Source organism: Chengkuizengella sp. SCS-71B, from assembly GCF_040100845.1.
In the GTDB taxonomy this organism is placed as follows: Bacteria; Bacillota; Bacilli; order Paenibacillales; family KCTC-33759; genus Chengkuizengella.
The window spans coordinates 1978865-2005356 of the sequence record NZ_JAZHSH010000001.1; the positions used below are offsets into that span (position 1 = coordinate 1978865).

A 26492-nucleotide genomic window follows, 5' to 3' on the forward strand; every position below is an offset into this window, starting at 1 on the left:
AAAGAAGATGTAACATTAGGTAGCCTCAATACCATGTTCGTGGAAACTGGATAAAAAAGCTGACAATGGAAAAGTTTAATATAAATAACCAGAGTATACTCATTAATGAGTGCCTCATAATTGAGAAAGGAGTTTTTACTATATCTGGGATTCGAGAAAATAAGAAACAACGAACTAGAGAAAAAATCATTCAAGTATCCAAAGAGTTATTTTTAACAGAAGGTTATGATGGGACAACAACAAAGAAGATTGCTCAAAAAGCTGAAATTGGAGAAGGTACCATTTTCAATTATTTTGATTCCAAGCTGGAAATTTTATATGCGTCCATGATGGATGAATTTAATCTAATTGAGAGTGGAGAGAAGGATATTGTTGTAAATCTGAATCTAACCGTCGAAGAATCGATATTAGCATTTATTGATCAATATTCTGATGGTTTCCATTTATTTGATAAATCTTTTATGCGAGAAATTATCGTGGGTTCACTCAATCAATATAAAACAAATCCCGGTTTTCTAAACATGATTGTTAAAAATGATTATCAAGCGATTGCTCAAATAGAGAATCTGTTGCTCCAATACAAGCAAGCGGGGGTATTACCAGCGGATTATGATACTAAAGAAGGTGCAGAAACTGCAACAAGTGCAATTGTATTTGAGTATTTAAGTTTCTTTTATAATGACGATAAAACGTTTGATCAATGTTATGAAGGACTGAAAAAGAAACTACACATTCTTTTTCATTGGTCGGTAAAGAGTAAGAATTAAAGTATTTGTGATGAAAGAGTTGCTTTAGTTTTGTGAGTTAGAAAAGGAGTTTATTTATGAGAGCTAAAAAATATTAAATACTTGTTAGCTTTAGTTATTGTAAGGGTTTGGTTAGGAGAAACTATGAACAACTTTATGATAGGACAATATGGAAGTTTTGATTATTACAAATTTAATAGAGATTTTAAGGATGTATTTTTTGGAATAGAAGCTTGTTTATTTGCACAAGAAAAAGACACATTAAACTTAATAAAAGAATCACAAGAAAAAGGGTTTCAAATTGGGATTCATTTTCCATTTCGATCAGAAAATGTAAAAGTAAGAGATGCTCTTTTTTTAGATCAAAATAAAAAAACAAGAGAAGATGCCTACAATTGGATAGAAAATGAATTAGAGTATTTGACTTCGGTAAATCCTGCCTATGTTTTATTTCATTATCCTAAACCTGTCATTTTAGATGATAGAGTAGATTGGAGTAAGTGGCGTTTTACAAACCCAAGTGAGTTCGTTTATGAAAGTAATTATTCTTTTGAAGAGTTAAAAGAATATAGTGAATATTTATTTGAGTGGTTATCACAGAAGAGTGAGCAGTTTAATTTCACTCCTGTGTTGGAGTTCGACGGGATAAATCAATATGTGTATCATAATGATTTTTTAGTAGATTTATTAGAAAAATATAAAAATATTAAACTATGTTTGGATACGGGTAGATTACATTTACAGGATAAATTAGATCCAAATTTTGATGCTACATCTACTATCAAAAAATATGCTAAATATGCAAAATTGATTCATTTATGGAATGTACAAGTAAACGAACAGGTTGAACACTCACATTTTCCAGTATTGCCTGAACTAAAGCCTGAAGATGGTTGGGCACCCATAGAAGTTTATTTACGTATTATTAAACAAGAAAATAAAAATGTAAAAATTCTCTTTGAACATAGATCAGATTTAATTAGTGAAGAGGATCTAGAAAGATGTTATTCATGGGTAGATGATATTCTAAATCATTGATGAAAAGACTTTCTATTGGTCAGTAGCTATTAGTGCTTGGATCATAACTTTCCTTGTATGTTTATTTTTTAAGTGTATGTTGGAAATTATAAGTTATCTCGATAGGTTGTATTTCAATTCCATACAGAATAATTAGCAGTAGCAAAATAACTTGCATATGTTATATAAATAAATAGTAAAAATAAAATTTTGTTAAATCAATGTCATAAAATGGAAATATATGTCTCACATCACTCCAAACGCATGACAGAGATTTCAGGAGAACAATTTACTCTAATCGGAAGTTTTACAGTGCCTAAACCTCGATTTATATAAAAAAATGATTGGGGAGTTATTTTTTTCATTCCTACATGAAAATGCTTATATGCTCCAAACGTTTTATGGAAAAAACGAATTTGACCTCCATGAGTATGTCCAGTAAGTAAGAGGTTGTATCGAAGTTTATTTTCATAACTTAATAGAACGAACCAAATCAGCATTTTTTCCACCTAAATCATATTTTTCGCATGTTATTTAGAAATTTAACGTTTGTTTCAACACGGAATACGTCTTATAGCCGTCATCATTTATCTCCAAACAATTCAGTTGTGAACCATAACAACAGCTACCATCAATCCCGATCTTACCATCCCCAAACCAGATTTCATCACATTCATGGATGTCTGCTAATGGAGTATGTCCAAAAACGACTGTTTTATCTAGTTTTAATGGACTCTTAATAAACTCATCTCTTATCCATATGAAAGTTTCCATCGGATGATCTTTCCAGTTATGATTCTCACTTTCAGGACTTATCCCTGCATGCACAAAAATATGAGATTCTGTTTCATAATGAAGAGGTAAAGAGGATAGAAATTTTATATGTTCAGAATAATTTTCTAGTATAAATTGCTTTGCCTCTTCATGTGTGTGACCTAATTCGAACCATTCTAAACCACAATAACTGTATACAGTATATTCGCCTCCATTGCGGAAATAATGTGCGAATTTTTTTGGATCATCTAACAATAACCAATCTAAAAACATTTGATCATGATTTCCTTTAAGACAAATCACACTGTTTTCTTTATTTAGCTGCATAACCATTTCAATTACTTCTTTTGAATGTTCCCCTCGATCGCAATAATCACCTAATAGAATTAATTTATCCTTTTGAGGCTCAAATTTCGCAAGAGTTAGTAGTTTATTGAATTCATCATAACATCCATGGATGTCACTTATGGCTAGTATTCTTTTCATTTCATCACCTAATGTCTAGAATAATATATGTAATCCTTTTTGTAAATTGAGTACAATATCTTCCATCCAAGATGTCAGTGCGGATGAAGCGATTGTAGTTCAATTGAGGGATGAGAAATACAAAAAAGCAATTTGAAGAGGGGAGTATCATTTAAAAAAAGGAGATTTTTTCAGATAAAAATCTCCAAGCTTTTATGAAAAAATTAATATGTCCATACTTATTATCTTTACGTTTTTTCTGCAACTAAAGTAAAAGTTTTGGGAATTCCTTTGTCAAAAACCTCACTAGATAGGTTTGGTTCTTCGTCTAAGCTTTGAATGACTAATCCTGCTTTGGCAATTGCAGTAACAATTTCTCCAAGATTCCAATTACGATGTAATACTTTCCTAGGTTCTTTTTCTTGATCTAGAAATTTGATAAAGGATACTTCTTTTTCCTCTATTGAAGTATTAAAGTAATCTCCCGTAACTTTATGTTTACGGATTTTGGATGTAGAACCTCTAGAAGTGATTAGTTTCGTTGTAACTGGATGAAAATCTCTAATGATAAATCGTCCTTGATTCCCTAGTAGCTTGTAGGCGATAGCAAAAAAAGGATTTAAATCAATAAAATAATGTAAGATCCCCATTTCTGCAAAAACGATGTCATAATCAGCAGTTAGATGCTCTTGAGATAAGGAAAGGACATCACTCAAAATATATTCTAGTTTTACTTCTGCTTCGTGTGCTAATTCCTTAGCATAACGTTGATTCCCTTCAGAAAAATCAACTACCGTCACATCTGCCCCTAATAATGCTAACGCTATTGCTTTACTTCCATTGGAGCCCATCAGATTCATGATCTTTTTCCCTTTTACATCACCAAATTTATCGTAAAGAACGGAGAGGTTCTTTGATGGAGCTTTTCTGATCTTCTTAACTGCTTCTCTAGGTTCTCCAAATCGCTGTACCCAAGCGTTGTAAGTTTCCTTATTCCAAATTTCTTCATTCAATTTCATTGAAATTTTTTGTTCATTTTTTTGTTTGTTCTTAAAACTTTGCATTGTTTTCAACCTCATTCATAGATGTTTATCTAAATAATTATCATTTGTTATTAACTTGTATTGCTACTCAACAATTATTTTATACTCGAATCCAGCAAAAAGATGTAACCGTGTTATTTTACACTCTGAGTAAAGATTAGTCTAGAACATATGACAGTTAGTATTATGAACAATCTATGTTATTAAAATAAAATATCCATAAGTTTGAACTACTAACAATTTTTTCATTCATCTACTGTAGTGATACAAGAAAAATAGAGGAAAACTTATTTTATAACCGCTTTCTTTATAATTTAAAAGTTCTATTTTTAATATAAAACATAAACTAATAGTAATAAGCTAGTCCAAGCAAGAATAAGGAGGGTTTTTAAATGAGTGATAAGGTTCAGATCGGTTTAATTCAATCTAAACATGAAATTCATGGAAATGAAAAGATTGAATTACATAAGGAAAAGTCAATCGAAAAACATCTCAAATTAGTCAGAGAAGCCAAAGAAAAAGGAGCACAAATCATTTGCTTACAAGAAATTTTTTATGGGCCCTATTTCTGTGCTGAGCAAAACTCGAAATGGTATGATTCTGCTGAAGAAATTCCAAATGGTCCAACTACTAGATTATTTCAAGAGTTAGCCCAAGAATTAGAAGTTGTCATTGTGTTACCTATTTATGAAAGAGAAGGTATTGCAACTTATTACAACACTGCAGCAGTCATTGATGCAGATGGATCTTATTTAGGTAAATATCGTAAGCAGCATATTCCTCATGTTGGTGTTGGAAATGAAGGTTGCGGTTTCTGGGAGAAATTTTATTTTAAACCAGGGAATTTAGGTTATCCGGTATTTGACACGGCTTTTGCAAAAATTGGGGTTTACATTTGTTATGATCGACATTTTCCAGAAGGTGCTAGATTGTTAGGGTTAAATGGAGCTGAAATTATATTTAATCCATCAGCAACAGTTGCTGGATTGTCAGAATATCTTTGGAAACTTGAGCAGCCAGCACATGCTGTTGCAAACGGATATTATGTTGGAGCGATAAATCGTGTTGGATATGAAGCTCCTTGGAATATGGGGGAATTTTATGGTCAATCTTATTTAGCCAATCCTAGGGGAGAATTTGTGGCAATTGGGACGCGAGATTCTGATGAGATCATTATAGGTGAAATGGATAAAAAGATGATTCGAGAAGTTAGAGATACGTGGCAGTTTTATAGAGATCGTAGACCTGAAACTTATGGAGAAATGGCATCTTTATTACCTTAAATTAAATAAAATGCAGAGGAGGTTTCGTTATTGGGTTATTCAAAATCTACGAATATATCTCTTGATGATTTAGATCAAAACTTTCAAGAAGTGCAATTAGGATTAACGAATCGAGAAGCTTTGGAAGAAGCAAATCGATGTCTATACTGTTATGATGCCCCTTGTATTACAGCCTGTCCTACAAGTATTGATATTCCTAAGTTTATTAAAAAAATTGCAAGTGAGAATCTGCGAGGATCTGCAAAAACAATTATGGATGCAAATCCAATTGGAGCTAGTTGTGCTAGAGTTTGTCCAACATCAGAGCTTTGTGAGGGAGCCTGTGTATTAAATCATTCAACAAAGCCAATTATGATTGGATTATTGCAGCGATTTGCAACCGATTGGGCTATGAAAAACGAACAAATATTGTTTGAGACAGACAAACATAAGGATAAAAAAATAGCAATAGTAGGGGCTGGTCCAGCAGGACTTTCAGCAGCACGAGAATTGGCACGAATGGGTTATAGAGTGACGATGTTTGAAGCGGAAGAGCATGCGGGAGGTCTGAATAAGTATGGTATTGTTTCTTTTCGACTACCACAGCGTATTTCCGACTGGGAAGTTGAACAAGTGAAAAAATTAGGTGTTGAAATTAGAACAAACACTAGAGTTGGCAAAGATATTCAAGTGAATGAATTATTAGAAAGCTTTGATCGAATTTTATTATCTATTGGAATGTCACATGTTCCTGAACTGGGAATTGAAGGAGAAGGCTTAAACGGAGTCTATGATGCAATTGAGTTGGTCAAAGGTACTAAATCAGGTTCAGTTCCTAAAACGATGATAGGTAAAAAAGTAGTTGTGATTGGTGCAGGGAATACGGCTATTGATGGAGCGACTTGTTCTGTTCGGCTTGGTGCAGAAAACGTAAAAATTTTATATAGAAGAACTATGGATGAAATGACGGCCTATGATTTTGAATATGAATTTGCTAAACAAGATGGGGTTGAATTCAGATGGTTAACAGCACCACAAAGGATTATTGGAGATGAGAATGGCAACGTCAGAGGCATTGAGTGTATAAAAATGGAACTAGGTGAACCAGAACATGATGGTAGAAGAAAACCAAAACCAATCCAAGATTCAACATTCATTTTAGAAGTAGATGCAGTCATTAAGGCCATTGGTCAATTAAGGTATACAGAATTAATAGATGATTTTGGGCTTGGTCATCATGATGGTGTTGTAAAAATAAATACAGATTCATTTCTTACTTCTAATCCTAAAGTATTTGCGTGTGGTGATGTTATTTTTGCAAAAGGTCAAGGCGAAGCGATGGTAGTGACAGCTGCTCAACAGGGTAAAGAAGTAGCATATGCCATTCATCAACAATTTACTAGAGAAACAGTAGAAGTAGAATCAAACAAATGAAGAGGAGGTTATGAAACGTGGCTGATTTAAAAATGAATTTAGCAGGTATTAAGTCACCGAATCCTTTTTGGTTGGCATCTGCTCCTCCTACAAACTCTGGTTATCAAGTACAGAGAGCATTTGAAGCAGGTTGGGGTGGTGCGGTGTGGAAAACGTTGGGTGATCCAATTCTTAATGTCTCTTCTAGGTTTGCGGCGGTTCATTTTAATAGTCAAAGAGTGGCAGGATTCAATAACATTGAACTAATCACAGATAGACCGTTAGAAGAAAATTTGAAAGAGATTTATGAAACAAAGAAACTTTATCCAGATCATGCTATTGTTGTGTCCATTATGGTGGAACCAAAACAGGAAAAGTGGCATGAAATTGTGAAACGAGTTGAAGACATAGGTGTGGACGGATTGGAGCTGAATTTTGGCTGTCCTCATGGTATGGCGGAACGTGGAATGGGATCGGCATCTGGTCAAGTTCCCGAGCTCCTGGAAAAACAAACATACTGGGTAAAGGAAGTTGCACAGACACCCGTGATTGTAAAACTAACACCAAACATTACAGATATTAAAGCAATTGCAGAGGCTGCTGCCCAAGGTGGGGCTGATGCAATAAGCTTAATCAATACTATTAACAGTCTAATTGGTGTTGATTTAGATACATGGAATACGATCCCACATGTAGGTGGAAAAGGTGCTCATGGAGGCTACTGTGGACCTGCAGTAAAACCTATTGCCTTAAATATGGTTGCTGAATGTGCTAGAGATGAAAGGGTAGGTATTCCGATTTCTGGTATAGGAGGAATTTCCAATTGGAAAGATGCGACTGAATTTATGTTAATGGGAGCCACTGGAGTACAAGTATGCACAGCAGTTATGCATCACGGTTTTAGCATTGTTGAAGACATGATTGATGGACTCTCAAACTATTTAGATCGTAAGGGAATTACTTCTGTAACTGATATCATAGGAAAATCAGTTCCTAATTACTCGGATTGGGGTAATCTTGATCTAAATTATAAAGTTGTAGCTAGAATTAACAAGGATGTATGTATCAATTGTAATAAATGCTATATTGCTTGTGAAGATACATCTCATCAATGTATTGAAATGTTAGAGAGTTCTGGAGGGGACAAATATTTGGAAGTGCGTGAAGAGGATTGTGTAGGTTGTAACCTTTGTTCGATAGTATGCCCTGAGGAAGGTGCAATCAGTATGGTAGAGCTTGAAAATGAACATAAATCGATGACTTGGAATGAACGTCAAGCAGTGATCGGGACATTAGGAAAGTAAATATTATGATTGCAACATTGATATTAGCAGATTTCAACAGAATTTTCTTTATATTAAATATGAAAATAAGTGAGGAGGAACATCAATGAAAAAAGTAATAAAAAATGGAACGATTGTTACAGCCACAGATACTTATCAAGCAGATATTTTAATAGAGAACGGGAAAATATGTATGATAGGTAGCCAAATTGAAGTAGACGGGGCAGAGGAAATAGATGCTACAGGCAACTATGTATTTCCTGGAGGGATAGATCCTCATACACATTTAGAAATGCCATTTGGAGGAACAGTTAGTCGAGATGATTTTGAGACAGGAACGATTGCCGCAGCTTTCGGTGGTACTACTACGGTGATAGATTTTTGTTTGACGAATAAAGGTGAACCCATCGCAAATGCAATCCAAACATGGCATGATAAATCAAAAGATAAAGCAGTGATTGACTATAGTTTCCATTTAATGATTGGTGAGATCAATGAAAATGTTTTAAATGAGTTACCTACAGTGATAGAAGAGGAAGGAATTACTTCTTTTAAAGTATTTATGGCCTATAAGAATGTTCTGCAAGCGGATGATGAGACTTTGTTTCGCACTTTGGTTACTGCAAAAGAATTAGGTGCTCTTGTCATGGTTCATGCAGAAAACGGGGATGTCATTGATTATTTAACGAAGAAGGCACTTGCAGAAGGTCATACAGATCCAGTTTATCATGCATTAACTCGACCTCCAGAAGTTGAGGGTGAAGCGACAGGTAGAGCTGCTCAATTAACTGGTTTGGCAAACTCTCAGTTATATGTCGTTCACGTTTCTTGCGCAGAAGCAGTAGAGAAGATTACAGAAGCTCGCAATAAGGGGATTGATGTTTGGGGTGAAACGTGTCCTCAATATTTGGCATTGGATATCTCGGATCTAGAAAAACCGGATTTTGAAGGAGCAAAATATGTTTGGTCGCCTCCTTTAAGAGAGAAACATCATCAAGAAGCATTATGGAGTGCTTTGAAAAATGGTCAACTGCAAACGTTAGGGTCAGATCAGTGTTCTTTTGATTTTAAAGGTCAAAAGGATCTAGGAAAAGGGAATTTTACAAAGATTCCAAACGGAGGACCCACGATTGAAGATAGAGTAAGTATTTTATTTTCAGAAGGTGTGAATAAAGACAGAATCACATTGAATCAGTTCGTTGATATTATGTCTACTAGAAATGCAAAGTTATTTGGTTTATTCCCACTAAAAGGAACAATAGCTGTAGGTTCAGATGCAGATATAGTTATTTTTGACCCTCATGTAGAACGGGTTATCTCAGCAGAAACGCATCATATGGCTGTGGATTATAATGCTTTTGAGGGGATGGAGATTACCGGAGAACCTATAACTGTTATGTCGAGGGGAGAGTTTGTCATTAAAAACAAACAATTTGTCGGTAAACTTGGTTCAGGAAAATACTTGAAACGTGCAAAGTATGGTGAATTAAAAAATGTGGTTACTGAAAGCTGAACTTTTTGAACATGTATTACACTTAATAGTGGTGTTTGCTCACGATTAGAAAGGGAGTGTTGGTGAATGGAAAATAAAGAAAGTCACTTAAAGTCTAAAGATCTACTTCCCATTCCTCATCATAAAAAAACAATAGGAAGTGCTGGATTTGCTTTCATTTGGGTAGGCATGGCAGTAGTTTTAGCCGCTTTTGCTATTGGAGGTACGGGTGTCCAGAGTTTATCACTTGGATGGGTTGTACTTGCAACTGCCATTGGAACAGTAGCGATTGGAGCATTTATGACCATTATAGGCGATATCGGAATTGAACATGGACTATCTTTCCCAGTATATATGAGAGCTCCTTTTGGAACAGTTGGTACGCACATTCCATCACTTATACGTGGATTTGCTGCTTCTTGTTGGTTTGGGATTAATACTTATTTTGGTTCTACAGCAATGAACGGCATATTATTCGTATTATTTGGGTTTGATAATTGGTTTGTATGTTTTCTCATATTTGGAACGGTTCAGGTCATTAACACCTCACTTGGTATAAAAGCTGTTGAGAGATTTGCTGACTTAGCAGCTCCTATCATCATTATTATTTCTGCATGGATGTACTCTACATTATCTGATAAAGCACTAGCAGAAGGAAGAGAGGTATGGGTATGGATTGAAAATCCTGTGACTGGTGGTGCAGCTTTTACGGCATTTATTGTTGTTATTATGAGTAATATGGGATTCTGGGCGACTTTAGCTGCTGATATGCCATCTATTTCACGTTTTATTAAAGCACCAAAAAATGAACGGAATTGGTTCAAACGTAACAAATCCTCATTAGTTGGAAATATCTTTGCACTCACTGCAACCCAAACCTTTATGATCATCATCGGTGGGGTTTCCTATATTGCTGTAAAAAATTATGATCCAGTTGTCGCACTTCAAGAAGCTGCAAGTGGTATTATATTAGGCGTCCTTTTACTTATGATCGTGCTTGCACAATGGTCAACCAATGTTTCAGCAAACTTAATACCTGCCGCAACCATTTTTTCTAATATGGGGGGGCCAAAGATTCCTTTTTGGGCTGGGGTAGTTGCAGCAGGAATTATCGGTTCTATCGTTCAACCTTGGTATTTATTCCAAATCATAATTCCAGCATTACTGATTGTAGGAGGTATCTTATCTGCTATCGTAGGCATCTTATTTGTAGATTATTATGTTCTTCGGAAAAGAAGAGTGAATGTACATGAATTATATAAAGATGATGGGCAATTTAAATATTTGAACGGTTTTAATTTGGCTGGTTTCATTTCTTGGATTATCGGGGGAGGAATGGCGTACTTATTATCTACCTATTCCTTTGTCGTAGGTTTTATAGTAGGTGGGGCTTGTTATTACTTCCTAGCAAAATATTGGTGGTTTGATAAATACAAACAAAGTGAAATTGAGGACCCTAGTGATGCGAAGTATTTAGGCATTACAGTTGGAAGGGATTGGAAAATTAAGGGGGATGTATAACTGATGTCTTCTTATAAACAGTATCAAGTTGAAAAAGAAAAAATAGACACGTTACTTCAAAGAGGATACAAAATAAAAAATGTTCGTGAGAATTTGAGTGGTTCATTTGTTGAGTTTGAATTAGAAGATAGCTGTGAAATCAACAAGTTCCAAAATAAAAAAACATTGCTTGTTACAAATGCAGATGCAAGGAAGTATTTTTCAACGTTAATTATTCAGGAGAAGAAAGATTAAATGCAGTAAAAAAACATAAATAAAAGAAATAGAATCATAAGTCAAATTGAAGTATTTAAATTCCATAAAAAGGATAGATAAAAAGCTGTTATTAAAGCTAGCTTATATCTGTCCTATTTCTATTGAAAAATAAAATATAAGAATATAATTCTAATACAAATTAGAACTAGACATTTAGGTGTCATATTAATGAGATATAATATTAAAAGGTGGTGATGATTATGCAATCGGACAGATTATTTCAAATTAAAGAATGTCAATGAAACATCGAGAAATATATCTCTCTGATTTTAGAAAAACGAAAGCAGAAAATTTGAAAACAGTTTTGAGATTTAAAGTACAATAAGAAGATACTGAGAAGATTTATACACAAAAATCTTTACACTTTCAGTCTCCATCTGACGATGTTTAAGCTTTGCTTAAACGAGTTCACTCTCTGCTTAAAGTTTTTCCATCTCGGTAAGAGATTATCATTGAAAAAGTACATTCGTTATTTTACAAGTAGATATAATAAAAGTTCCCTCTGGAATCGTCATTATAACAATTCCTTCACCAACATTATCAACTGTACCAAAACCTGTAGATCCTAAAGGACTGTTATATTCAATATCAACGACTTGCCCTACTTTGAAAAGTGCTGTAATTGGATCTTCACAGCAGGCACATTCACCAACATTCTTCACTTTAGGTTTTAGATTTAAATCAGCTGGATTACCACTAGTTAATACAAGACCACTAATATTACATATTGCATAATTTCCTTCATCCGTAAATGCAATAAAATCTTCTACATTATTTAATAAAACATTATTTTGAGTACTCACAGGCGTATCCACTCTACTTATTTGTTGTCCTGTCAATTGTTCCAAAACACACTGCATTGGACATACGCAACAGTCACAAATCGATTTAATAAAATTTCCCATCTTAAACAACTCCTTATTAATTTATAGGATGGGATATTGTATGGGTTAAGACGATGATTTGACTGGACGTGTGGACTATATTGCAAAATTTGTGCTTTTGCCGTTATCCTGTAAGCTTTATATAACGAGATAATTATTCTGTTTAAGGTGATTTGTTAAAAAACAAGAAAAATCCTCTTACACAAAAAGTGGAAGAGGATTTTTTCGTTTATTAGCGATAAATTAATATTTTACCAACTGTACCATCAGGACTTTCACCAATTACACGTATTTTTAATCCATAAGTAGGGATGTTACGCCCTGCGTCTACAAGTCCAGGATTTAGATATGATTGGCTATCATCAAATAATGGAAATTGTTGTGTAAAATTATCTTGTAAAGTAATTCCTAGAAGATCTTCATAATCTAGGAATAGTTTTTCTGATTTATTTAAACTAAATGCTGCATCATGTATTTGATAGCGAGTAGATGCAACGGATTGATCACTCCATTTAACAGTATGCTGGTTTGCATCTACAACACCTAAAAAGCCTTCTCCAGGATGCAAGCCTGTCCAGTTATTATCCTGTGTACTGTCTACATACCAGATAACAAGACCTGGATCAAATGCCATTAAGCTGTTTCCACGACGAATATGTGCTAAGCCTTCATCTACACCTTCATGATTTCTCCACTCAAGTAAATAATAATGATCTGCATAAAGTATCCCTTCATGTTTTGTAAATCCATCTAAAGTTAATAACGGGTTACCTTCAACATCGTCAAATAGTCTCGACACACCATCGACTGTAATTTCTATGTCGTCTATGAAAATACCTGTTTCAATAGCCGCAACATCTGTCCAATAGTTGAATCTAACATCAATGTTTTGGCCTACAAAAGTTGATAAATCGAAGGAAGCGTCAATCCATCCCTCACTATGACCTGTAATTCCGTGGCCAGGGTTCTGATCATAAGGATCATAATCAGTTGTGATATTACCAGGTATTGCAACCCAATGATCTGAGCCTTCTATACTCACTTGAACAGAGGCATAATCCCAATTTTCCTCAATTTCATACCATGTTTTAAACTGTAAGGTTGAATTAGTTGCGTTTACTAAGTCAAGTGAAAGAGACATAGAGTGATCTAACTCATCACCTTTTCCACTATAATATTCATATTCTCCACTATAAGGCTTATTAATAAATACCTCTTTCGCTGGTAGCTCAATACGTATAGCATCGTTATTTGTTCCTTTTGAATTCGCTTGATCTAACAATCCTTCCAAACCATTACTATCTATGTCCTCAATATGAACAGTCGATCCAGTTAACCAATTTCCACCCATAGAAGCATGTAAAAATTCTTTCGCCCATGGACTAAAACCTGTTGGCTCAGTACCCGGAATTTGTCCAGCCCAGCTTCCACTTGACATGACGGACCAATAGCTGACTGGTTCACCTTCACCAGTGTATTGAGTGTCGTACTCATCTGGAAGTCCTAAATCGTGTCCGTATTCATGAGCAAAAACACCTGCTGCTCCATCGGCTGGCTCAATTGTGTAGTCGTATGCGGCTAGCTGTCCATTCCAATAAGGAACATCTGAAACTGTACCAGGAAGAGTGGTTACATTACCTAAATTCCAGCGATGTGACCAAATCGCATCTTCTCCTAATGCTCCACCACCAGCTTCTTCACCTACACTAGAGTGAACTACCATTAAGTGGTCAATCAACCCATCTGGCTCACGATAATTTCCGTCGCTATCTAAATCATATCGATCCTCTTGGTCAAATGCAGATAAGTCTACAGTAGGATCCATAGCTACAGCCATAAGTGCTTCCTTCACTAATTTCCGTGCATCTGCACTAGCTCTACCATAGTACGCAGCAGGATTAGCAGCCATATACCAGCCAGCTACTTCACCATCAATTGTATAGCTTCCACCTGATTGTTGTTCATAAAATTGCTTAACTGAAAGCAGAGTTTCTCCATTTGGTCCAATGTATCCATTATCTCCAAAAATCATCTCATCATAATGCTCTTTTGTATAGTCCTCATAATACATATCTGTGTTTTCAGGTACAATAGAGTTATGAGGGAAATCAGGATACTCTATTAATAAAACAAGGATATTATCTTTACGTTGATTTCCGCTGTAATCTTCAAGTTCAAGAGCTTCTAAACCCTCAGCTTGTCCAAGTTTGTTTCCATTACCATTATATAATCCATTATTATTAAGCTTGTCCTTCAAAGTAGTATTCCTTTTAACTTCATGGTCGTGCAATTCACCTTTTTCATTTGTAAAGCTTGACGATTTCTTTTGCAAATAAGATTTTAAAGCTGACTGGGCTTCTTGAACAGATGCATTGGGTGATATAGAGCCATTATTCTTTAGCATTTCTACTAACCTATCATCATTTGCAACAGCCAAATCAAATGGAGCTCCTTGTGAATGAGTTAATGATGAATTCTTAGCTTCTGTCTTATTTGGGGTGCTGAAAGGGGTGCTGAAAATACTAGCACCAAGTGATAGAGCAATAGCGATAGAAATAATTTTGTTCTTTTTCAACATAATTCCTCCTTAAATGTGATTTTCTTACAATATAAATATAACAAAAAATAAATGGTTCATACAGGAAATTTTTCATTTTAATAGATGAAAAGGTTATTTTTAAGTTAATATACCAATAACCCCCACCTATATAGGTGAGGGTTATATTCTATTAATGATTAATGCTCTACTAAGTAAACCTCTTCTTTATAATGCCTAAGTGAGTCTTTCCAAGCATTTATTGATTCAAACCATTTATTATGATCATAGTTTATACTTTTAAGCAGAGTTAAAGGTACTTTCAAATTCAATATTCTTCCTTGGATTATGAATCTTGTTACGCCTGACGGTAATGTTAAACCTTTTAAAACAACTTTTTTAATTAAACACATATTAACAGTTGGGTATTGTAAAAATACTTCGTTATGATTTGGCGTAATATGTTGATCATTGTGAATTCTCTTTACGTTATAATCTTTATTATAAGCATTCACTAGATCGTTCCATGAAGAAATTAGTTTGAAGTCATTACCTGGACTTTCATGAATACATATTTCTTCATTAGTGTTGTTTGGATAATTTATTTTGCCTAAAATAGTTTTGTTTTTACTATTTTTAGTGAAAATTAGTTCACTATTTTCCTTAATTTGATCTAACCATTCATCTTTTTGAAGCAAATGATTCCAACTTTGCAGTGATATTTCACTTTCACTTACGATTTGAGCAGGAATCCAATTACAGCCTAATTCCTTCAAAGTAAGTACTCTGTGCAATCCATCTAATAATAGATACTTTTTCTCATCTAATTCCATGACTGAGATTGGATTGCGTAGAAATCCATCTTCTAAAATTCGTTGTTTTGTAGAAGACAGTCGTGCACCTTCATGTTTTTCATGAAAAAGTATATCAGTTGGATGAATGAGTTTTAAAGAGGATTCTATTTTTGACATCAAAAGAACTCCTTTTTATTAATTTAACTAGATACTGAAGCTTTGAGTTTGATTATTATTTTCCTTTTTCAGTGAAATGAGCACGATCATTAGTAGAATTGATAATGCCCCTATAATTTGAAAGGTTTCGAATGCAATATTAAGCCAGACAACGGAAGATATAACGGCAGCAATAGGTTCTGAACAACCTAATAGACTTGTCTCTGTTGGTGAAATATATTTTAGACTTTCTAAATACATATAAAATGCAATAAGTGTTCCAAATATAACTACAAATGCAATGTAGACTGTTGTGAGACTGATCCAACTCGTTACATTTGTATCCCATATGGGATGGACGAAGAAGTTCATGCAGATTCCTCCGATAATCATTCCCCAGCCTACAACGATGGTTGATCCAAGTTCTTTAATTAATGAACCAGAGTATAGAGTATAAAAAGCAAGAGTTACTCCAGATAAAATCCCCCATACAATTGCTGGTGTTGAAACCGTAAGTTCTTCAATATTACCGTTGGTTAATAATAAAAATGTACCGATTAAAGCAAGGGATACACCAATCCAGTCTAACCACCTTGGAAGCACTTTTTTATAAAAAACAAAAAATAGGATGATAAAAACTGGAGCTAAGTATTGTAATAATGTTGCTACTGCGGCATTTCCTTCGTTTATAGAAGCAAAATAAGTAAATTGAACACCTAACATACCAAATAAACCAAATAGAATTAATTTAAAGACTAGTTTTGAATCTTTCCAAACTGACCAAACATTACGTCTATTGCTGCCTAGGCTTGCAATTAGTATGAGTAAAATTCCTGAAATAAGTAATCTAGTAGTGACTAACCAAGGCATAGATATATTATCATTTTGAAAGAGGTGTTGAGCTACTGTACCTGATAATCCCCATAGAGATGCTCCACATGTTACCATGATAAGTCCTTTTATTCTGTTTCCATTTGTCAAAATACTACCTCCTATACCAAGAACGTCGGATCTTCTCTTTATTCACTTAAGGTAATAATCTATGTTGTGTTTAATATAAACTCAGTTTTCTACCTATTTCCAATTTTAGGGCTCTATCATAAATAGTATAGGCACAATACACATCTTCAATTGCCATTCCCATTGGATTTAATATGATAATTTCTTCATCATTTTCTCTGCCTGAAACTTTTCCTGCTACGATTTCTCCTAATTCTGCATGCAGCATTTCCCTTGAGAATTTTCCTTCTAGGACAAGTTGATTAATCACTTTTTTCTCTCTATTTGCTTGATCCCAGTCATCAACAATCACTTTATTTGCTTTGAGAAAAACATCTTTTTCAAAATCCATGATGGATACGTTGCATATGAATGTACCTGGTGATATCCATTCAAATGGAATATAGGGTTTATCTGAAACCGTACATGTTAATATGACTTCTCCTGCCCGAATGGTATCTTCTAAGTCACTAAGCACATTAACTTTGATTTTGCTGTTATATTTCATCAATTTATCTTTTAGGGCATTTGCATTTTCTTGATTAACATCATACAAATTAATGACCTGTATGTGTGAGAACTGTTCAATAAAAGATTTCAAATGGAAATCAGCTATAATTCCACAACCGATACAACTTATTTGGTTAAATTCAGGTTTTGCTAAATGTATTGCACCTATAACAGATACTGCTGCCGTTCTCATTCCACTTATTAAGCTTCCTTCCATTACTGCAATTGGATAATTGGTATCTGGATCATTAAGGATGATAACAGCACTTGCTCTTTCCAGTCCTCTTTTAATTGGATTATCATTTTTGCTTCCTACCCATTTAATGCCTGAAATTTGTACTTCTTCACCTGATAGATGTCCGGGCATAGCAATAATTCTATCTGCTATATGTCCTTTTTCCTGATTGGCTCTTAAATAAGGTTTAAGTGGTTGCACTATTTTATTGTTAGCATGTAAAATCAAAGCTTGTCGAATGGAGTTAACATACATCTCGGAGCTATCTCCACCTGCTTCAATAATATTGCTTTTGTTTAAATATAAAATTTCTGGATTTAAAACATTAGTTAACATTTAGCTCTCCCCCTAATTTAGGTATAAAATACTATTCCATCATTTTTTCTATCAACTTGAATATCAATTTTTCTATCATCTAACCATTCATTTGAAAATAAAGTGTTGTAATATCTATCCCCACGATCAGGCAAGACAGCTAAAATATTACTTTCTTCAGAAATTTCTTTAGCTAACTCTAATGCAGCATATACAGTAGCTCCTGATGAACCTCCTACTACTAATCCTTCTTTTACAGCCAAATCTCTGGTTGTTCGAAAAGCCTCTGCATCCCCAACATGTGTAATTTTATCATAGAGAGAAAGATCCAGATTGCCTGGAACAATGGCATTTCCCATACCAATAATATGTCGAACCTTAGGAGGGGTGCCGAAAATGACAGATCCTTTTGCATCTACAGCAAGTGTTTTTATAGTGGGAATTAATTTCTTGAGTCCTCTTGATAATCCAGTAACAAGTCCTGCTGTTCCAACAGAACAAATAATCCAGTCTAATTTCCCTTTAAAATCTTGAAATACTTCTCTTGCTAAAGTTTCGGAATATGCTCCAGGATTATAAGGGGTGTTATATTGGTTTGGCCAAAATCCACTTTGAACGGAGCTTGCTAACTGTTGTGCCATTTTAATACGAGCCTTTAAATAATTACCACTTTCATCTGGTTGTTCAACCATAATCGTTTCAGCACCTAATGCCTTTATTAAACTTAGGTTTACGTCACTGATTTTAGGATCAATTACACAGATCATATTGTATCCTTTTTGTTTAGCGACTAAAGACAAACCTATTGCTAAATTTCCTGAAGAAGATTCTACGATAGTACCTCCTTCTTTTAACTTACCTTCCTTTTCCGCCATCTCTATTATATTTTTAGCTACGCGATCTTTAGAACTACCACCAGGATTATATCCTTCCAATTTCACAAAAATATTTTTATTTATGTAAGATGGTAGAATTTTATTTAATTTTACTATAGGCGTATTTCCGATCAAATCTAATACATTATTGTAAATCATTGCAGACCTCCAAACTATTCTTCATATCAAGATAGTTTCTTTTTGCTTGTTCATATTTTTTAATAGAATAGTCCTTTCGGATAAAAACAGGACCTAAATAATCTTTACTTGTACTGACACCCATTTGTTTTTTACCAGGGTACAAAAGGGCTTTGCTTGCCTGTTCTATTAATAAGTCAAAAGCCAATCTGTAACACATTGCTTTTAGTTGAGGTAAGGAATCATATGATAAAGAATTTTCAATTCTCACTGCATTAATAATTGGACCAGTATCTATACCGTTATCAATGTAGTGTACAGTGGCACCGACTGATGATTTAAATTTTTCTAAATCTCCCAAATAAGCCATATTTTCTATCGCATTCATTCCTCGAGCCACAGGCAATACAGCAGAATGAGCATTTATTATTAATCCATCAGTTAATTCAATCCACCAAGGATGAAGAATTGTATCCAAAAAAATAAAAATTCTTATTTCATCATAAATTTTACTAAGGTTTATTAACCAATCTTTTATTTGAATATCATTAATATCTAAACCTACATTTTTTACAAATTTATTTCGTGAATTGTAATTAGGAATTCCATAAAGTTGTATCATTTCCATTTCAGATTCACTAATTTCCCCATAAGCATTAATTAGTTGTTCTTTAGCAGCATCAGATAAATGCTTCATTCCTAAATATGAATCATGAAAAATTTGTTGTTGTTCGTTTCTTTCTCCTCTAATAATTACCCCCTCATAACCGGGTTTATCTTGAAATGTTTGTATCCATTCATTAATCAAGTATGAAGGGTGAAAGCTAGATTCTGTCATTAAAATGAATGCTCTATTCATCTCTATATTCATACAACTCCTCTCCAAAAATGGTTTTAATTTTACAATAATTTAAAATAATTACCAAAACTAACATCATATTAACTTATAAGTCCAAATATTTCAATAGATTTCCAATTAATTAATTACATGTAATATTACTAAAAAATGGGATTATTTTTCATAAATATAAAATTTTATGATAAATTATTTATTTTTAAGATTAATCTCTTTCAATTATTTTGATATATTTGAGTTTTGTTGCGTTAAACAATTTGAAATTTGCAATTAAATACAGTATCTATTGAAATAAATTGTAAAAATATTATAATATAGTTAAATTTTTATAGTTTAAGGAGGTTTTAGATATGAAAGTGTAGAAAATTATATAATATAGAATGGAAAATGGGGTGGTATCTAACTAAAAATATAGAAATCATGCAACTGGAAAATGATAGCGAAAGTTCCTTCACAAAAACTCAATTCATTTTTAACGAAAACAATGTAAGCGCTTAACCTATTGAAAAACTATGAGGTGCAAGTTTATTAGCATGATTACTTCTGAGTTTGATTTATGATTAACGTGGTTTTATAAACTACACTATTTAGGAGGAAATTTTAAATGAAAATGATCAAGAAATCAATGAATTTCATCATTATTTTTACACTATTACTCCCTTTAGTTTTGACAAACAGTAGTTTTGTAATGTCTGCTAGTAACGAGAATTGGATGGAACAAGTTAATTCTAACAATCCTGATTTTGGTAATCGCACATTAAGAGAAGTCATATTACCAGGTACTCATGATGCAGGCACATCTACAATGGATGATGCAAATGACCCTAGAGACCCTGGGCCAGATTATTGGAATCTTAAAGATTTATTTCAAAATGCAGCTGCACATGCAGGAAAATCAATTGTTGCAGATTGGTCACAGACTCAAGGTTTAACGATTGAACAACAGTTAAATGAAGGGATTCGATATTTTGATTTGCGTGTTGCACCCAATGTTTGGCAGCCAGTTTTTGACAGCTATCAAATTCAAGAAACTAATTTACGTACTCTTCACGGTTTATATGGGGAGTCAGTGAGTGAAATTATCGCTGATACAAAAAGGTTTTTGGATGAAAATGAAAAGGAAATAGTAATTCTAGATTTTCAACATTTTTATGAAATGACGCAAACTAGCTACAATCATCTCAATCAATTACTTCAAAATACTTTTGGAGACTTATTAATTCCTTCTTCATATGGAGTGAATGTTACACTTAATCAGCTTTGGAGTGAAAATAAGAGAGTCATCGTTTTATATGGTAGTGATAATCAGCGTTATACTAATTCAATAGATATAAGAAGCATTTATGCTAATGACTTTAGTAGTTGGCTTTGGGATCGTAGATCAAATGTTCAATCTGATTGGGCTAATACTACTGATGTAAATGTATTGAAACAAAGGCTTGATCAGAGCATAGCATCAGCAAACTCTAATAAGCTCTTTGTACTGCAAGGGGTACTAACACCTAGTGATGATTTAATTATCGATGCTGTGTTAGGAGGTTTAGATCCGTTTTCAGCGATAGGTGTACATTCATTACACGAATTAGCAAGATCCGCTAATAATGAAGTTCCAAGATGGGTACTGAATGATTGGGCGAATGAACCATTAAATATTATTATGTTAGATTGGATTCATGAAACTGATATCGTTAATATCATTAGAAGTATGAACGAAGGAAGTGAGTATCAAGGACCTGTAGAACAACATACTCTTATTGCTTCAGTAACATCAAATGGAGGACCTCAACCAGGTCAGAAACACCGTTCAAGTCATAACTTTTCTACCGTAAACATTCCCTCGGGTACTGAAAAGTTATATTGGGAAGTTGTTAATAACTCCAATGCAGATGCAATTAGATTTAGAGTGAAAGAGGATGTTTCCATATGGACTGATCCAATAATATTTAATTCATTAAGCAGTGGTTCATACACTGGTATCATAAGGAATGACAAATTATATATTGCAGATCCATCAAACACCGGTGGAAACTCATTCACGGTTAAAGTTTATGCTGTTAAATAATTTTTATAATTATTTACCCGTACAGTATCATTTATACCATCTGAGGAAATAAAGTGAAATATATTAAAAGGAAATGATGAAATGAAAAAATATTTATTTTTATTGATCCTGACAGTTATACTCATTCTCCCAACGTATAATTTAGCTGATGCCTCAGAGAATTCAAGCGAGTTGTATTATGATCTGTCAGTAGATTCATTTGACCTACAACCGGAGGGTTTTAACGGTTTTTTTAATAAATACTTTATATCCACTCATACTCCACATCATAATGGGTATGACAGAATCTATAATTCTACTGATTCTCAGATTATTGAAGGAAAATTTCAATATGGGGATATTAGGAAAGACCTTGAAGGTGAATGGGTTTCAATATACTTGTGGTCGTTTTCAGATGAAGAACCTACATGGACACAGATTGGTAGAGAAAAAACAGACTCAGATGGTCGAATATCATATACTATTTCAGAAGATCTGAGACTTGGAAATGGATTACACCTAATTAAATTGCATGTTGAAGGTGATGCAACTTTTGCAAATATGTTTATAAACGTAATTGATCAAGGTGAAAAGTTTGTTGTTTTTGATATTGATGGTACATTAACAACTGATGATTTTGAATCTGTAAAAGAATATGCTGATGAATTTTTTTCAGAGACATATCGTGCAGAAATGTATACGAGTGCTAATGAAGTAGTAGATTATTATGTTGAACAAGGATACAGTATAATCTATTTGACAGCAAGACCATATTGGTTATCTGAAGTTTCACAAAGATGGCTAATAGACAATAGTTTTCCACATGGGACTCTACATACCTATCCGGGGGCATCTTTTACTGAAGATGCAGCAGGATATAAAGAAAACTATTTATCAGATGTATTAAATAGTGGAGGTATGATAGATTTTGCTTATGGAAACGCTCTAACGGATATAGAAGCATATTTTAGCGTTGGTTTAAACAGGGATCGGATATTTATAATCGGAGAGAATGCAGGCATTGAGGGTACTACACCCGTTAATAATTATCCAGATCATCTAATGACTCTTATAGAGAATTAAAACATCATTGTAGTAAATCCCCCATACTTATAATAGACTAACTATATAAGGGGGGATTTACTTTGTTTCAGAATCAGTCTGATATGTTTAAAAAAGATGAGCAGTATGTCTGGCATTCTATGAAACCTTATAATCCTGAAGCCACATTGGTGGTCAAAAAAGCAAAAGGATCTTGGATTACGGATAAAAGAGGAAAAACATATTTAGATGCAATGGCAGGTCTCTATTGTGTAAATGTAGGATATGGTAGACATGAATTAGCCGAAGCTGCTTATGAACAACTAAACAATCTAGCATATTATCCGCTTACACAAAGTCACGAACCTGCGATAAAACTAGCTCAAAAGCTTAATGAAATGTTAGATGATGAATATGTTGTATTTTTCTCCAATAGTGGTTCAGAAGCAAACGAAACTGCTTTTAAAATCGCTAGACAATATCATCAACAAAAAGGAGAACATTCTCGTTACAAATTTATTTCAAGATATCGGGCGTACCATGGGAATACAGCAGGTTCACTTGCTGCTACAGGCCAAGCTCAGCGAAAGTACAAATATGAACCATTAGCGCCAGGATTTATCCATGTTGCACCACCTGATACTTATCGTATGAATGACAAAGCTATAAATCCAAGAGAATTAGAATCAGTTAAAGCTATAGACCAAGCTATGACATGGGAATTAAGTGAAACAATAGCTGGAGTGATCATGGAACCGATCATTACTGGTGGTGGAGTGCTAATGCCTCCTGAAAATTACATGAAAGGTGTTAAAGAGGTATGTGAAAAACATGGTGCACTATTCATTGTTGATGAAGTTATATGTGGATTTGGTAGAACAGGAGAGGCATTTGGATTTATGAATTATGGTGTGAAGCCAGATATCATTACAATGGCAAAGGGGATAACAAGTGCTTATTTACCGTTATCAGCAACTGCAGTAAAAAGAGAAATATACGAATCTTTTAAAGGTTCAGAAGAATACGATTATTTTCGTCATGTAAATACGTTTGGTGGAAACCCAACTGCTTGTGCACTTGCCCTTAAAAATCTTGAAATTATGGAGAAAGAAAAGCTATTTGATCGATCAAAGGAAGTTGGCAATCATTTATTAAATGATCTTCAAACCATATTGCAGGACCATCCTTATGTAGGGGATGTTCGAGGAAAAGGGCTATTAATAGGATTGGAACTAGTGTCAGACAAAGTGACAAAGGAACCTTTAGAATCTAGGCTGGTTAATCAAGTCATCAGTATTTGTAAGGAAAACGGTTTAATAATAGGGAAAAATGGTGCAACTGTTGCTGGATATAATAATGTTATTATTTTGTCTCCACCTCTTACGATTGAAATAGAAGATGTAAAATTTCTTAATAGAACTTTAGTGGATGCTTTACAAAAAATAAAATAGACATTGAGTTTAAAAATAGTTTCAAATTTTATTAAGGAGCCTGTTCTTTGGAGTTATTGTTTTGATTATTTTAACTATATCAAAGGCAAGGCTCCTTTTTATCTATTAAGATCTTAGTTAGATTTTCATTTTAAATTAGTAATAACTAATGGGCACTTCATTTTACCAAAGACAAAGGTGCAATTAGGCTATCTACTTTTTGTTAAATATCCTAGGATTAAGTTGTTATAGCGGTTTAACTGGTAGATAAATATCTATAAAATGCTTCTTTTCGGGATGTGTGTTAGGATCATTTAAATACATTTCAAAACTTGCTCCATCATCAGGCTGATATCCACTATTAGGCAACCACTCACCGTATAAATACTTCCACGCATCCCCATGTTGCTCACCATTATCAATGGCAAAATGTCCAATTGCATATTTCCCTGCTGGGATAGCCATTTTGCCTAATTCACCATCTACTATCGTATCTTTTGGAACGGCCATACATACGCTTGTTCTCAGTTTATCCTCATTTGTAATTTCATGGTTGTCATGATAGATAGTTAATAGTTTTATTCCTTTATCATTCACAATCCCTTTTGCTGAAGCCCAAGTTAATAATCTACCAAGCATACTCTGAAATACTTTTCCAAATTCTGAATAAGGACCTACATGACGCAGATAAATCACAGTCAGTTCTTCAACATCAACAATATCCACCTTACATTCCAATTTCATTTTTTTTTGCCTCCAATCATTTGTTTTATCAATTTCATTGTATCTTGGAGGCGCATTATTGACTTTTCTAATCTTGCTATTCATTTGGCTTTTCTTGCTATAAGTTAATCTATATTCTGTTGCACTCATGCCGTAATATTTTTTAAAAGATCGGGCAAACATGGCTGAATTCGCAAAACATAAATCTAAAGCAATTTCAGTAATTGTTTTATGAGGGGCATGAAGCAAAAAACTTGCTGCTTTTTCTAGTTTCTGTCTATTGATGTAGTTATAAAGTGTTTCGTTCATGATGCTTCCAAATATCCTATGGAAATGATATTTGGAAAACCCTGAAATTGCTGAGAGCTCTTCCAATGTAAAGACATTATTTATATTTCTTTCAATATAGTCTTGAACTAAATTAATTCGTGAAACATATTCTTGATGTAATAAAGGACTTTTTGTGCTATCCATAAATAAAACCTCCATTACTGTAATTGTTCTTGTTATCATTTTATCATTAACCAATATGGGATTGCTTTTCTTATCTTGCTAAATCAGACGAAAAATTGGTTATAGAAAGAGAAAAACTAAAAACAAATGACCTTGGGTGTACTAAACACCTAACAAGATCATTTGATAGATTTTGATTACTATTTTCTGTTCACAAACTCTCTTACCATTTCATCACTCACAAAAACTCGAGTAGGTGATATTCCTTGTTTAGCATGATCGTTGATTTTATCAGTCCAATGATTGATTTTATCTGTAGAAAAAGGTTTGCCTTCTTTGCATAATTGAAGGGCCTCATCTATGGCCTTTTCTCGTAGTGAATCAAGCTCTTGGAATTGTACCAGATGTTTATGCAATTTATTTGTATGTTCAGTTAAGGCTTCTCTCGTATCCATATTATCTGTCCTCTCTATGTTATGTCATTGTATTTCCTCTAAATATTTCCCGGGCGAGCGCGGGAATCGATGAGAATCGTGATGAGTTTACAAAATATTTCTCTATAGCTCATTTTGATATGAATGATATTGACGAATAAACAAATTATGATGATGCATTCTTAACATATAATACAATGAGGTAGGAAATTTTAAAAGGAAATATTCATCTAAACAATCAAAATTTCATGGCAGAATTACCTTTCCAGTTCAATATATTCTCTGAGTAATTTCCACTTTGCATCTTCTTTTTCCCATATCAACATACATTGTGCTCTATACGGTATATCATTAATGATATTAGTTTCTCTCCCCAGAACAATGATCTGTTTCCCATCTTGTCGTTCAGTGATGGCAGTAGGTTCAAAGCTTTTATTTGCATTTCCATACTGTTCCAAAACATTTTTAATGTCATAATCATATTTATATTGCATAGGAACATCAATATCTGAGTGTGCCCAATGCCCAATAAAATTTTTAGACATAAAAGCTCGTATCTCTTCTTCACTTTTGCTTACAAACGCATCATTCCATGCACGAAAATAATCATTTAGAATTATTTTAATATTATCCATTATAATCTCCTTATTGAATTTTTAAGAATATATTTCTATATTATCAAGGGGAAAACCTTCCTATTTAATGTTACATCTCTTTCATTTGTAATTAAAACTTCGTTAAAAATATTAATGCATTTATGTAGAAATTAAGCAATAATGGTTATAAATAAATATAATAAAT

At 33.7% G+C, this 26492-nt stretch carries 24 protein-coding genes; 11 read left to right on the top strand and 13 right to left on the bottom strand.

What is annotated here, in order from left to right:
• The first annotated feature begins 65 nt into the window (after positions 1-65).
• Both VQL36_RS09730 and VQL36_RS09735 read left to right on the top strand, forming a co-directional pair.
• On the top strand, positions 66-767 hold the full coding sequence (locus VQL36_RS09730; RefSeq protein ID WP_349249123.1) for a TetR/AcrR family transcriptional regulator: 702 nt from the start codon (positions 66-68) through the stop codon (positions 765-767).
• Between the two features lie 81 nt (positions 768-848).
• On the top strand, positions 849-1784 hold the full coding sequence (locus VQL36_RS09735) for a sugar phosphate isomerase/epimerase (protein ID WP_349249124.1): 936 nt from the start codon (positions 849-851) through the stop codon (positions 1782-1784).
• A gap of 230 nt (positions 1785-2014) precedes the next feature.
• On the opposite strand, the gene VQL36_RS09740 is transcribed toward VQL36_RS09735, so the two are convergent.
• From VQL36_RS09740 to VQL36_RS09750, 3 genes are all read right to left on the bottom strand, one after another.
• A complete protein-coding gene (locus VQL36_RS09740; RefSeq protein ID WP_349249125.1) occupies positions 2015-2263 on the bottom strand; it encodes a hypothetical protein in 249 nt (82 codons plus the stop codon).
• A 34-nt stretch (positions 2264-2297) separates the two neighbouring features.
• A complete protein-coding gene (locus VQL36_RS09745; RefSeq protein WP_349249126.1) occupies positions 2298-3023 on the bottom strand; it encodes a metallophosphoesterase family protein in 726 nt (241 codons plus the stop codon).
• A gap of 227 nt (positions 3024-3250) precedes the next feature.
• Positions 3251-4066, bottom strand: a complete 816-nt coding sequence (locus VQL36_RS09750; protein WP_349249127.1) for a class I SAM-dependent methyltransferase — start codon at positions 4064-4066, stop codon at positions 3251-3253.
• A 371-nt stretch (positions 4067-4437) separates the two neighbouring features.
• On the opposite strand from VQL36_RS09750, the gene VQL36_RS09755 reads away from it, so the two are divergent.
• From VQL36_RS09755 to VQL36_RS09780, 6 genes are all read left to right on the top strand, one after another.
• Complete coding sequence (locus tag VQL36_RS09755) at positions 4438-5328, top strand: nitrilase-related carbon-nitrogen hydrolase (protein WP_349249128.1); 891 nt, start codon at positions 4438-4440, stop codon at positions 5326-5328.
• 30 nt (positions 5329-5358) lie between these two features.
• Positions 5359-6741, top strand: coding sequence for an NAD(P)-dependent oxidoreductase (locus VQL36_RS09760; protein WP_349249129.1), 1383 nt, complete (start codon positions 5359-5361; stop codon positions 6739-6741).
• Between the two features lie 17 nt (positions 6742-6758).
• The gene (gene preA, locus VQL36_RS09765; RefSeq protein ID WP_349249130.1) at positions 6759-8024 is read left to right on the top strand and encodes an NAD-dependent dihydropyrimidine dehydrogenase subunit PreA; all 1266 of its coding nucleotides are present in this window, start codon (positions 6759-6761) and stop codon (positions 8022-8024) included.
• An 85-nt stretch (positions 8025-8109) separates the two neighbouring features.
• The gene (hydA, locus tag VQL36_RS09770; protein ID WP_349249131.1) at positions 8110-9516 is read left to right on the top strand and encodes a dihydropyrimidinase; all 1407 of its coding nucleotides are present in this window, start codon (positions 8110-8112) and stop codon (positions 9514-9516) included.
• Positions 9517-9582: 66 nt separating this feature from the next.
• The gene (locus tag VQL36_RS09775) at positions 9583-11016 is read left to right on the top strand and encodes an NCS1 family transporter (protein ID WP_349249132.1); all 1434 of its coding nucleotides are present in this window, start codon (positions 9583-9585) and stop codon (positions 11014-11016) included.
• A gap of 3 nt (positions 11017-11019) precedes the next feature.
• On the top strand, positions 11020-11250 hold the full coding sequence (locus tag VQL36_RS09780) for a hypothetical protein (protein WP_349249133.1): 231 nt from the start codon (positions 11020-11022) through the stop codon (positions 11248-11250).
• A gap of 470 nt (positions 11251-11720) precedes the next feature.
• On the opposite strand, the gene VQL36_RS09785 is transcribed toward VQL36_RS09780, so the two are convergent.
• The 7 genes from VQL36_RS09785 to VQL36_RS09815 all read right to left on the bottom strand — a co-directional run bounded on the left by VQL36_RS09785 (position 11721) and on the right by VQL36_RS09815 (position 19584).
• On the bottom strand, positions 11721-12176 hold the full coding sequence (locus VQL36_RS09785) for a hypothetical protein (RefSeq protein ID WP_349249134.1): 456 nt from the start codon (positions 12174-12176) through the stop codon (positions 11721-11723).
• Positions 12177-12387: 211 nt separating this feature from the next.
• Positions 12388-14733 carry an immune inhibitor A domain-containing protein gene (locus tag VQL36_RS09790; protein ID WP_349249135.1) on the bottom strand — a complete coding sequence of 782 codons (2346 nt, stop codon included), beginning with the start codon at positions 14731-14733 and terminating at the stop codon, positions 12388-12390.
• A 158-nt stretch (positions 14734-14891) separates the two neighbouring features.
• Positions 14892-15662 (bottom strand): ParB N-terminal domain-containing protein, encoded by a 771-nt coding sequence (locus VQL36_RS09795; RefSeq protein WP_349249136.1) that lies wholly within the window; start codon positions 15660-15662, stop codon positions 14892-14894.
• 27 nt (positions 15663-15689) lie between these two features.
• The gene (locus tag VQL36_RS09800; protein ID WP_413789500.1) at positions 15690-16622 is read right to left on the bottom strand and encodes a DMT family transporter; all 933 of its coding nucleotides are present in this window, start codon (positions 16620-16622) and stop codon (positions 15690-15692) included.
• Positions 16623-16692: 70 nt separating this feature from the next.
• Complete coding sequence (gene sbnB, locus VQL36_RS09805; protein ID WP_349249137.1) at positions 16693-17721, bottom strand: 2,3-diaminopropionate biosynthesis protein SbnB; 1029 nt, start codon at positions 17719-17721, stop codon at positions 16693-16695.
• 17 nt (positions 17722-17738) lie between these two features.
• Positions 17739-18734: a 2,3-diaminopropionate biosynthesis protein SbnA gene (sbnA, locus tag VQL36_RS09810; RefSeq protein WP_349249138.1), complete on the bottom strand. Its 996-nt coding sequence runs from the start codon at positions 18732-18734 to the stop codon at positions 17739-17741.
• A complete protein-coding gene (locus VQL36_RS09815) occupies positions 18721-19584 on the bottom strand; it encodes a formyltransferase family protein (RefSeq protein ID WP_349249139.1) in 864 nt (287 codons plus the stop codon). The genes sbnA and VQL36_RS09815 overlap by 14 nt, the downstream gene beginning before the upstream one ends.
• 589 nt (positions 19585-20173) lie before the next feature.
• On the opposite strand from VQL36_RS09815, the gene VQL36_RS09820 reads away from it, so the two are divergent.
• The 3 genes from VQL36_RS09820 to VQL36_RS09830 all read left to right on the top strand — a co-directional run bounded on the left by VQL36_RS09820 (position 20174) and on the right by VQL36_RS09830 (position 24102).
• Complete coding sequence (locus VQL36_RS09820; RefSeq protein ID WP_349249140.1) at positions 20174-21631, top strand: phosphatidylinositol-specific phospholipase C domain-containing protein; 1458 nt, start codon at positions 20174-20176, stop codon at positions 21629-21631.
• Between the two features lie 81 nt (positions 21632-21712).
• Complete coding sequence (locus VQL36_RS09825; protein WP_349249141.1) at positions 21713-22693, top strand: HAD family acid phosphatase; 981 nt, start codon at positions 21713-21715, stop codon at positions 22691-22693.
• 62 nt (positions 22694-22755) lie between these two features.
• Positions 22756-24102: an aspartate aminotransferase family protein gene (locus VQL36_RS09830; protein WP_349249142.1), complete on the top strand. Its 1347-nt coding sequence runs from the start codon at positions 22756-22758 to the stop codon at positions 24100-24102.
• Positions 24103-24327: 225 nt separating this feature from the next.
• Here the strand turns inward: VQL36_RS09830 and VQL36_RS09835 are convergent, their stop codons facing one another.
• The 3 genes from VQL36_RS09835 to VQL36_RS09845 form a co-directional block, all read right to left on the bottom strand.
• The gene (locus VQL36_RS09835) at positions 24328-25278 is read right to left on the bottom strand and encodes an AraC family transcriptional regulator (RefSeq protein WP_349249143.1); all 951 of its coding nucleotides are present in this window, start codon (positions 25276-25278) and stop codon (positions 24328-24330) included.
• 179 nt (positions 25279-25457) lie between these two features.
• The gene (locus tag VQL36_RS09840) at positions 25458-25712 is read right to left on the bottom strand and encodes a DUF2533 family protein (protein ID WP_349249144.1); all 255 of its coding nucleotides are present in this window, start codon (positions 25710-25712) and stop codon (positions 25458-25460) included.
• 236 nt (positions 25713-25948) lie between these two features.
• Complete coding sequence (locus tag VQL36_RS09845) at positions 25949-26326, bottom strand: nuclear transport factor 2 family protein (RefSeq protein WP_349249145.1); 378 nt, start codon at positions 26324-26326, stop codon at positions 25949-25951.
• Between the last annotated feature and the right edge of the window lie 166 nt (positions 26327-26492).

Coding starts and splice junctions, on each gene's coding strand:
- VQL36_RS09775 (WP_349249132.1), top strand. CDS start 9,583: ATGGAAAATAAAGAAAGTCACTTAAAGTCTAAAGATCTACTTCCCATT.
- VQL36_RS09780 (WP_349249133.1), top strand. CDS start 11,020: ATGTCTTCTTATAAACAGTATCAAGTTGAAAAAGAAAAAATAGACACG.
- VQL36_RS09750 (WP_349249127.1), bottom strand. CDS start 4,066: ATGCAAAGTTTTAAGAACAAACAAAAAAATGAACAAAAAATTTCAATG.
- VQL36_RS09820 (WP_349249140.1), top strand. CDS start 20,174: ATGAAAATGATCAAGAAATCAATGAATTTCATCATTATTTTTACACTA.
- sbnB (WP_349249137.1), bottom strand. CDS start 17,721: ATGTTAACTAATGTTTTAAATCCAGAAATTTTATATTTAAACAAAAGC.
- VQL36_RS09785 (WP_349249134.1), bottom strand. CDS start 12,176: ATGGGAAATTTTATTAAATCGATTTGTGACTGTTGCGTATGTCCAATG.
- VQL36_RS09840 (WP_349249144.1), bottom strand. CDS start 25,712: ATGGATACGAGAGAAGCCTTAACTGAACATACAAATAAATTGCATAAA.
- VQL36_RS09795 (WP_349249136.1), bottom strand. CDS start 15,662: ATGTCAAAAATAGAATCCTCTTTAAAACTCATTCATCCAACTGATATA.
- sbnA (WP_349249138.1), bottom strand. CDS start 18,734: ATGATTTACAATAATGTATTAGATTTGATCGGAAATACGCCTATAGTA.
- VQL36_RS09730 (WP_349249123.1), top strand. CDS start 66: ATGGAAAAGTTTAATATAAATAACCAGAGTATACTCATTAATGAGTGC.
- VQL36_RS09755 (WP_349249128.1), top strand. CDS start 4,438: ATGAGTGATAAGGTTCAGATCGGTTTAATTCAATCTAAACATGAAATT.
- VQL36_RS09845 (WP_349249145.1), bottom strand. CDS start 26,326: ATGGATAATATTAAAATAATTCTAAATGATTATTTTCGTGCATGGAAT.
- VQL36_RS09745 (WP_349249126.1), bottom strand. CDS start 3,023: ATGAAAAGAATACTAGCCATAAGTGACATCCATGGATGTTATGATGAA.
- VQL36_RS09815 (WP_349249139.1), bottom strand. CDS start 19,584: ATGAATATAGAGATGAATAGAGCATTCATTTTAATGACAGAATCTAGC.
- hydA (WP_349249131.1), top strand. CDS start 8,110: ATGAAAAAAGTAATAAAAAATGGAACGATTGTTACAGCCACAGATACT.
- VQL36_RS09740 (WP_349249125.1), bottom strand. CDS start 2,263: ATGCTGATTTGGTTCGTTCTATTAAGTTATGAAAATAAACTTCGATAC.
- VQL36_RS09835 (WP_349249143.1), bottom strand. CDS start 25,278: ATGGATAGCACAAAAAGTCCTTTATTACATCAAGAATATGTTTCACGA.
- VQL36_RS09790 (WP_349249135.1), bottom strand. CDS start 14,733: ATGTTGAAAAAGAACAAAATTATTTCTATCGCTATTGCTCTATCACTT.
- VQL36_RS09825 (WP_349249141.1), top strand. CDS start 21,713: ATGAAAAAATATTTATTTTTATTGATCCTGACAGTTATACTCATTCTC.